Source organism: Pseudomonas sp. GXM4, assembly GCF_008923895.1.
GTDB lineage: Bacteria > Pseudomonadota > Gammaproteobacteria > Pseudomonadales > Pseudomonadaceae > Aquipseudomonas > Aquipseudomonas atacamensis.
This window is the reverse complement of the sequence record NZ_WBRZ01000288.1, coordinates 1-6,595: the sequence shown is the minus strand read 5'-3', so window position 1 is coordinate 6,595 and position 6,595 is coordinate 1. Positions and strand designations below refer to the sequence as shown.

Below are 6,595 nucleotides of genomic sequence, written 5' to 3'. Positions count from 1 at the left end.
TTGGATCTGACCCACCGCAATCGCGGGCCAGCCCGCTCCCACAAGGATCCGGATCAATCGTGGAACTCGCGCCGTTCGGCTTCAATCGCCTCAGCCAGTGCGCGGGCTTCGGCTTCTTCTTCGCTGAGTTCCGGTTCCGGCTGTTCGAGGGCGGCGACAGCGGCCAGGAGTTTCTCGCGGGCCTCGGCGACACCCAGGACGTCCTCTTCCGGTTCGGCGTCAGGTGCCGCTTCAAATTCAACTTCAGCTTCAACAACCGGCTCGATGATCTCAGGCTCGGGCACCGGCGCTTCGCCATCCACCGCATCGCGCAGCAAATCGTCGAAATCGGTTTTGATGCCCTCTTCCATGCTGTCCAGCTCCAGCAGCAGGGAATGGAAACTGGTTTCTTCCTTCTCCTCTTCCGGCTCCGCGCTGGCGTCGGCCAGTTCCTGCAGACTCTGCGGCACCGGCGCGTCGTCGAAGTCGAGCACCGGTTCGGCCTCCATCTCGCGCAGTTCGGCCAGCGGCGGCAGGTCTTCGAGGTTTTTCAGATTGAAGTGGTCGAGAAACGCCTTGGTCGTGGCGAACATCGCCGGTTTGCCCGGCACGTCGCGATAGCCGACGACGCGAATCCACTCACGTTCGAGCAAGGTTTTGACGATGTTGCTGTTCACCGCCACGCCACGCACGTCTTCGATTTCGCCACGGGTGATCGGCTGGCGATAGGCGATCAACGCGATGGTTTCCAGCAAGGCCCGGGAATAGCGCTGCGGGCGTTCTTCCCAGAGACGGCCGACCCACGGTGAAAACTTCTCGCGGATCTGCAAGCGATAGCCCGACGAGACTTCCTTGAGCTCGAAGGCACGGCCCTCGCAGGATTTGCCGAGCAGGGTCAGGGCTTTCTTGAAGACCGCTGGCTCCGGCCGCTCGCCTTCTTCAAACAGTTCATACAGGCGCTCAAGGGATTGCGGCTTTCCCGAGGCCAACAGAAAGGCTTCAAGCAGGGACGCCAGCTCGCGGGGTTCAGTCAGGTTCATACAGGGACTCGTTATTCGGCTCGGGCTCGCACGTGGATCGCGGCGAACGGCTCATTCTGCACCAGCTCGACCAAGGATTCCTTGACCAGTTCAAGGATCGCCATAAAAGTCACCACCACACCCAGGCGACCTTCTTCAGCGGTGAACAGCTCGACAAACGGCACAAAACCGCCGCCCTTGAGCCGTTCCAGCACATCACTCATGCGCTCGCGGGTGGACAGCGCTTCACGGCTGACCTGGTGGCTTTCGAACATGTCGCCACGGCGCAGCACTTCGGCCATGCACATCAGAATCTCTTCCAGCGCGACGTCCGGCAACAGCTTGCGCGCCCGCGCTTCCGGGGCGTCGAGCCTGGGCACGATCACATCGCGACCGACCCGACTCAGCCCATCGATACCTTCAGCGGCTGCCTTGAAGCGCTCGTATTCCTGCAAGCGGCGGATCAGTTCAGCGCGCGGGTCGTCTTCTTCATCTTCAACGGTTTCGGCGCGCGGCAGAAGCATGCGCGATTTGATCTCGGCGAGCATCGCCGCCATCACCAGGTATTCGGCGGCCAGCTCCAGACGCACCGATTGCATCAACTCGACATAGCCCATGTACTGGCGGGTGATTTCCGCCACCGGAATGTCGAGGATATTGATGTTCTGTTTGCGGATCAGGTACAGCAGCAGGTCGAGCGGGCCTTCGAAGGCTTCAAGAAAAACTTCCAGCGCATCCGGCGGGATGTACAGGTCCAGCGGCATTTCCATGACCGCCTGACCATAGACCATCGCGAACGGCAGTTCCTGCTGGGCGCCGGCCTGAGGATCGACCACGATTTCCACTGCGGACATTCAGGCCTCGACCATGAACGGCGTCGGATCGCCGCAACCGACGCGGACCACTTCCGGGTCGTCGCCGGTCAGGTCAATCACCGTTGAGGCCTTGATGCCGCCAAAACCGCCGTCGATGATCAGATCGACCTGGTGCTCGAGCAACTGGCGCATTTCGTAGGGATCGGTAAGTGGGTCTTCATCGCCGGGCATGATCAGCGTCACGCTCATCAGCGGCTCGCCGAGTTCGGCCAGCAGCGCCAGCGCGATCGGATGGCTTGGCACGCGCAGGCCGATGGTGCGTTTTTTCGGATGCAGCAACAGGCGCGGCACTTCGCGGGTGGCGTTGAGAATAAAGGTGTAAGGCCCCGGCAGGTGCGCCTTGAGAATGCGGAAGGTGCCGGTGTCGATCTTGGCGTAATTGCCCAGTTGCGACAGGTCGCTGCAGATCAGCGCGAAGTTGTGCTTTTCATCGAGCTGACGCAGACGGCGCACACGCTCGATGGCGGTCTTGTCGCCGATCTGGCAACCAATGGCGTAGGACGAGTCCGTGGGATAAATCACCACCCCGCCCTTGCGGATGATCTCGACCGCCTGTTTGATCAGGCGCGCTTGCGGGTTTTCCGGATGTATCTGGAAAAATTGACTCACATTCTCTACCTGTTCAGACGGCGGCAATATCTGTGTCATGTTTGAACCGACACCACAGGGGTGGAAGGTCCTCGGGAACCGGCCGGTACTGGCCGATCTCGGACCAGCCGCCAGGGCCATGGAAGTCACTGCCGGCGCTGACCAGCAGACCGAACTCACGGGCAAGGATCGCCAGGCTGCCCACCTGTTCTGCGGGCTGATGGCCATTGACCACCTCGATAGCATGCCCGCCTGCTTGAATATAGTCGGCAATCAGCTTTCGGCGCTTGCTACGGGTGAAATCGTAGTGCCATGGATGCGCCAGGCTGACCCAGGCTCCGGCGGCGCGCAGGGTACCGACGGTGTCTTCCAGGGTCGGCCAGTGCAGTTTGACGTCGCCGAGTTTGCCGGCGCCGAGCCATTTGCGAAATGCCTCGGCGCGATCCTTTACATAACCTTCACGCACCATCCAGTCGGCGAAATGCGGCCGGGCCGGCGCGTTGCCGCTGTCGCCCAGTTCCTGCTGGATCTGCCGGGCGCCGTCGAGGGCACCGGGCATCCCCTTGAGTGCGAGCTTGCGGCTTATTTCTTCGGACCGCAGCCAGCGGCCATCGTGCAATTTGGCGATCGCTTCGACCAACGGCGCGGCGTTGACGTCGAAACCGTAGCCCAGCACATGAATGGTCGCCCCGCCCCAGGTGCAGGACAATTCGACGCCGTTGACCAGTTGCATGCCCAACTCGGTGGCAGCAGTACGCGCCTCGGCGAGCCCCTCAAGGGTGTCGTGGTCGGTCAACGCCAGGACTCGCACGCCGTTTTCGAACGCTCGCGCAACCAGAACCGCAGGCGCCAGGGCGCCATCGGAGGCCGTGCTGTGGCAGTGCAAATCAACATTCACGGGGAGTTGTAACCTCAAATCAGCTGGCGCTATCGCGCGCCCATATGTTTGTTATTATGCCGCCACATCCAGCTTCTGGCTCTCACTGTGAAACAATTCATCGATTTCATCCCGCTTCTGCTGTTCTTCATCGTTTACAAACTTGATCCACGGGTCGTCGACATTGCCGGCCAGCAAGTGACCGTAGGCGGTATCTACAGCGCCACAGCGATGCTGATCATCAGCTCCCTGGTGGTGTACGGCGCGCTGTTCATCAAGCAGCGCAAGCTGGAAAAGAGCCAATGGCTGACGCTGATCGCCTGCCTGGTATTCGGCAGCCTGACGCTGGCCTTCCACAGCGAAACCTTCCTGAAATGGAAAGCGCCGGTGGTCAACTGGCTGTTCGCTGCGGCGTTCATCGGTAGCCACTTCATCGGCGATCGCCTGCTGATCAAACGCATCATGGGCCACGCGCTGACCCTGCCAGACCCGGTCTGGACGCGCCTGAACATCGCCTGGATCGGCTTCTTCCTGTTTTGCGGCGCGGCCAACCTGTTCGTCGCCTTCACCTTCCAGAGCATCTGGGTCGACTTCAAGGTGTTCGGCAGCCTGGGCATGACCGTGCTGTTCCTTGTCGCACAGGGCGTTTACCTGTCGCGCCATCTGCATGACACCGATACCACAACGCCAAAAACCGAGGACTGACATGCTCTACGCCATCATTGCCACCGACGTTGCCAACTCGCTGGAAGCTCGCTTGGCCGCACGCCCCGCTCATCTGGAACGCCTGCAAGCGCTCAAGGGCGAAGGCCGCATCGTGCTGGCCGGCCCGCACCCGGCCGTCGACAGCAATGATCCGGGCGCAGCGGGTTTCACCGGCAGCCTGATCGTCGCCGAGTTCGACTCCCTCAGCGCCGCACAGGCCTGGGCCGATGCCGACCCGTACATTGCCGCCGGCGTCTACGCCAATGTGATCGTCAAGCCGTTCAAGCAAGTCCTGCCGTAATCCCGCTATTGAAATGCCGACGGGTTTTATGTGGCGAGGGGATTCATCCCCGCTGGGTGGCGAAGCCGCCCCAAAACCCATCCAACGCGGTGTGTCTGACACACCGCATGCTCCCATTTCAGGACTGCTACGCAGCCCAACGGGGCGGTGCGACGTTTCGCTAAACCCCTCGCAACAGAATATTCATCAGCCACAAATTATTTGTCAGCCACCAACATCACCTCCTGCGCACTGAACCTTCTCGCTTCTCATCCATCTCAATCGCTCATTATTCTCGTTTGCCTGCCGACAACCTGCCCAATATCCATTTGGAAACAGGTGTCGCGATGCGCAAGGGTCCGTTGTGTCTGATGTTGCTCACGTTGTCGATCATGGCCCCCGCCCATGGTGAGGAAACCACCGAAAGCGGCAGCTCCACACCATTGTCATTGAGCGCCGGCAGCCAGATCACCGAGCTGCAACAGCGGCTCAAGGCCAGTGAGCAGCAGCGCGAAGAACTGAACAAACAACTGCAAAATGCCGACAACACTCGCGAAAGCGCCCAGCTCGCCCGGCTGCGCCAGGAGAACCAGCGTCTGAAGCTGCAACTCAAGGAAGCCCAGGCCAGCCCGCTGCCGCGTTTGCTGACCGATCAACAGCAGTGGTTCGTCACTGGCGCCGGGGTAGCGCTATTGGCGCTGCTCTGCGGTATCTTTGCCAGTGGTGCAAGCCGAAAACGTCGGCAATGGCTAAATTGAGTGAGTCATGAGCGAGCTGTTACTGATTGATGATGACCAGGAGTTGTGCGAACTCCTGAGTAGCTGGTTGAGCCAGGAAGGCTTCCAGGTGCGCGCCTGCCACGACGGCCAGAGCGCCCGCAAGGCGTTGGCCGAAACCGCCCCGGCGGCGGTAGTGCTGGACGTGATGCTGCCCGACGGCAGCGGTCTGGAACTGCTCAAGCAATTGCGCAACGACCACGCCGACCTGCCGGTGCTGATGCTGTCAGCGCGTGGCGAACCGCTGGACCGCATCCTCGGCCTCGAACTGGGCGCCGACGATTACCTGGCCAAACCCTGCGACCCCCGCGAACTGACCGCGCGCCTGCGCGCCGTGTTGCGGCGCAGCCATCCCGCCGCTGTGTCAACGCAACTTGAGCTGGGCGACCTGAGTTTCAGCCCGGTGCGCGGCGTGGTCAGCATCGACGAAAAAGAACTGACCCTGACCGTCTCCGAAAGCCGCCTGCTCGAAGCCCTGCTCAAACAGCCGGGCGAGCCGCTGGACAAACAGGAACTGGCGCAACTGGCCCTCGGCCGCAAGCTGACCCTGTACGACCGCAGCCTCGACATGCACGTCAGCAACCTGCGCAAAAAAATCGGCCCCCACCCCGACGGCCGCCCGCGCATCGTTGCGCTGCGTAGCCGTGGTTACTACTACAGCCTGTAAAACCATCTAGTTTCGTGTACGAGCTGCCCAAGGCGGCGATCTTCAGGCTGCAGGACGCAGAGCGTCCTCGGCTGCATTCCCACGCAGAGCATGGGAACGATCAGATCGCAGCCTTCAGCACCTCCTGCACTGGATATGTGTAAGGCCGGGCACGAAACGTCTTTACCGAAGCTTTACGCTGCGCTGACCGCCGCTGACCTTGATCTGCGTAATCTGCACTCATCCGGAACGTACCGGGAACGAGACAAGGAGATACACCATGCGCAAGACTCTTATCGCTCTGATGTTCGCTGCCGCTCTGCCAACCGTGGCCATGGCCATGCCGCAGGATGGCGGTCCGCTGGGTGGTCCGCTGGATGGCCCGCGCCACGGCGGTCAGATGCACGGCGGCATGCACGGCAAAGGCCCGTACAGCCAGCTCGATCTGACCCGCGAACAGCGCGAGCAGATTCGCAAGATCATGGGCGAGCAGATGCACGAGCGTAAGCAGGTGGTCGACAAGTACCTGGAGAAACTCTCGCCGGCCGACCAGAAAGCCATGAAGGACGAGATCGCGGCCAACCACAAGAAAGCCGAGTCCGATGTCCGGGCATTGCTGAAACCTGAGCAACAGAAGCAATTCGACGAGATCCAGAAGAAACGCGCCGAACGCCGCGCCGAATGGGCCGAGTTCAAGGCCTGGAAAGCGCAGCAGGCACAAAAGGCGCAATAATGGCTTGACCCTGGGCCCGACGACTTACCTCGTCGGGCCTGTTCCATTCAAATCGAATGTGGGAGCGAGCCTGCTCGCGAAGGCGGTGTGTCAGCCAGCGAAGGTTTGACTGACACT

At 61.2% G+C, this 6,595-nt stretch carries 9 protein-coding genes; 5 read left to right on the top strand and 4 right to left on the bottom strand.

Translation table 11 applies throughout. The features are described from left to right. Positions 1–53 precede the first annotated feature (53 nt). The 4 genes from scpB to F8N49_RS23960 all read right to left on the bottom strand — a co-directional run bounded on the left by scpB (position 54) and on the right by F8N49_RS23960 (position 3,359). A complete protein-coding gene (scpB, locus tag F8N49_RS23975) occupies positions 54–1,019 on the bottom strand; it encodes an SMC-Scp complex subunit ScpB (protein WP_151552855.1) in 966 nt (321 codons plus the stop codon). An 11-nt stretch (positions 1,020–1,030) separates the two neighbouring features. After that, positions 1,031–1,729: a ScpA family protein gene (locus F8N49_RS23970; protein WP_174245102.1), complete on the bottom strand. Its 699-nt coding sequence runs from the start codon at positions 1,727–1,729 to the stop codon at positions 1,031–1,033. A 123-nt stretch (positions 1,730–1,852) separates the two neighbouring features. Next, the gene (locus F8N49_RS23965; RefSeq protein ID WP_041478985.1) at positions 1,853–2,482 is read right to left on the bottom strand and encodes an L-threonylcarbamoyladenylate synthase; all 630 of its coding nucleotides are present in this window, start codon (positions 2,480–2,482) and stop codon (positions 1,853–1,855) included. Between the two features lie 13 nt (positions 2,483–2,495). After that, complete coding sequence (locus tag F8N49_RS23960) at positions 2,496–3,359, bottom strand: PHP domain-containing protein (RefSeq protein ID WP_039761090.1); 864 nt, start codon at positions 3,357–3,359, stop codon at positions 2,496–2,498. An 87-nt stretch (positions 3,360–3,446) separates the two neighbouring features. On the opposite strand from F8N49_RS23960, the gene F8N49_RS23955 reads away from it, so the two are divergent. The 5 genes from F8N49_RS23955 (at position 3,447) to F8N49_RS23935 (ending at position 6,478) form a co-directional block, all read left to right on the top strand. Continuing rightward, positions 3,447–4,043 carry a septation protein A gene (locus F8N49_RS23955; RefSeq protein WP_016771126.1) on the top strand — a complete coding sequence of 199 codons (597 nt, stop codon included), beginning with the start codon at positions 3,447–3,449 and terminating at the stop codon, positions 4,041–4,043. Position 4,044: 1 nt separating this feature from the next. Then, entirely contained in the window at positions 4,045–4,344 is a 300-nt protein-coding gene (locus F8N49_RS23950) for a YciI family protein (RefSeq protein WP_016987935.1), read from the top strand. Positions 4,345–4,670: 326 nt separating this feature from the next. Then, entirely contained in the window at positions 4,671–5,081 is a 411-nt protein-coding gene (locus F8N49_RS23945) for a translation initiation factor 2 (RefSeq protein ID WP_016771128.1), read from the top strand. 7 nt (positions 5,082–5,088) lie between these two features. Next, positions 5,089–5,766 (top strand): response regulator transcription factor, encoded by a 678-nt coding sequence (locus tag F8N49_RS23940; RefSeq protein ID WP_016771129.1) that lies wholly within the window; start codon positions 5,089–5,091, stop codon positions 5,764–5,766. 259 nt (positions 5,767–6,025) lie between these two features. Further along, positions 6,026–6,478: a Spy/CpxP family protein refolding chaperone gene (locus F8N49_RS23935; RefSeq protein WP_042607494.1), complete on the top strand. Its 453-nt coding sequence runs from the start codon at positions 6,026–6,028 to the stop codon at positions 6,476–6,478. Positions 6,479–6,595 lie beyond the last annotated feature (117 nt).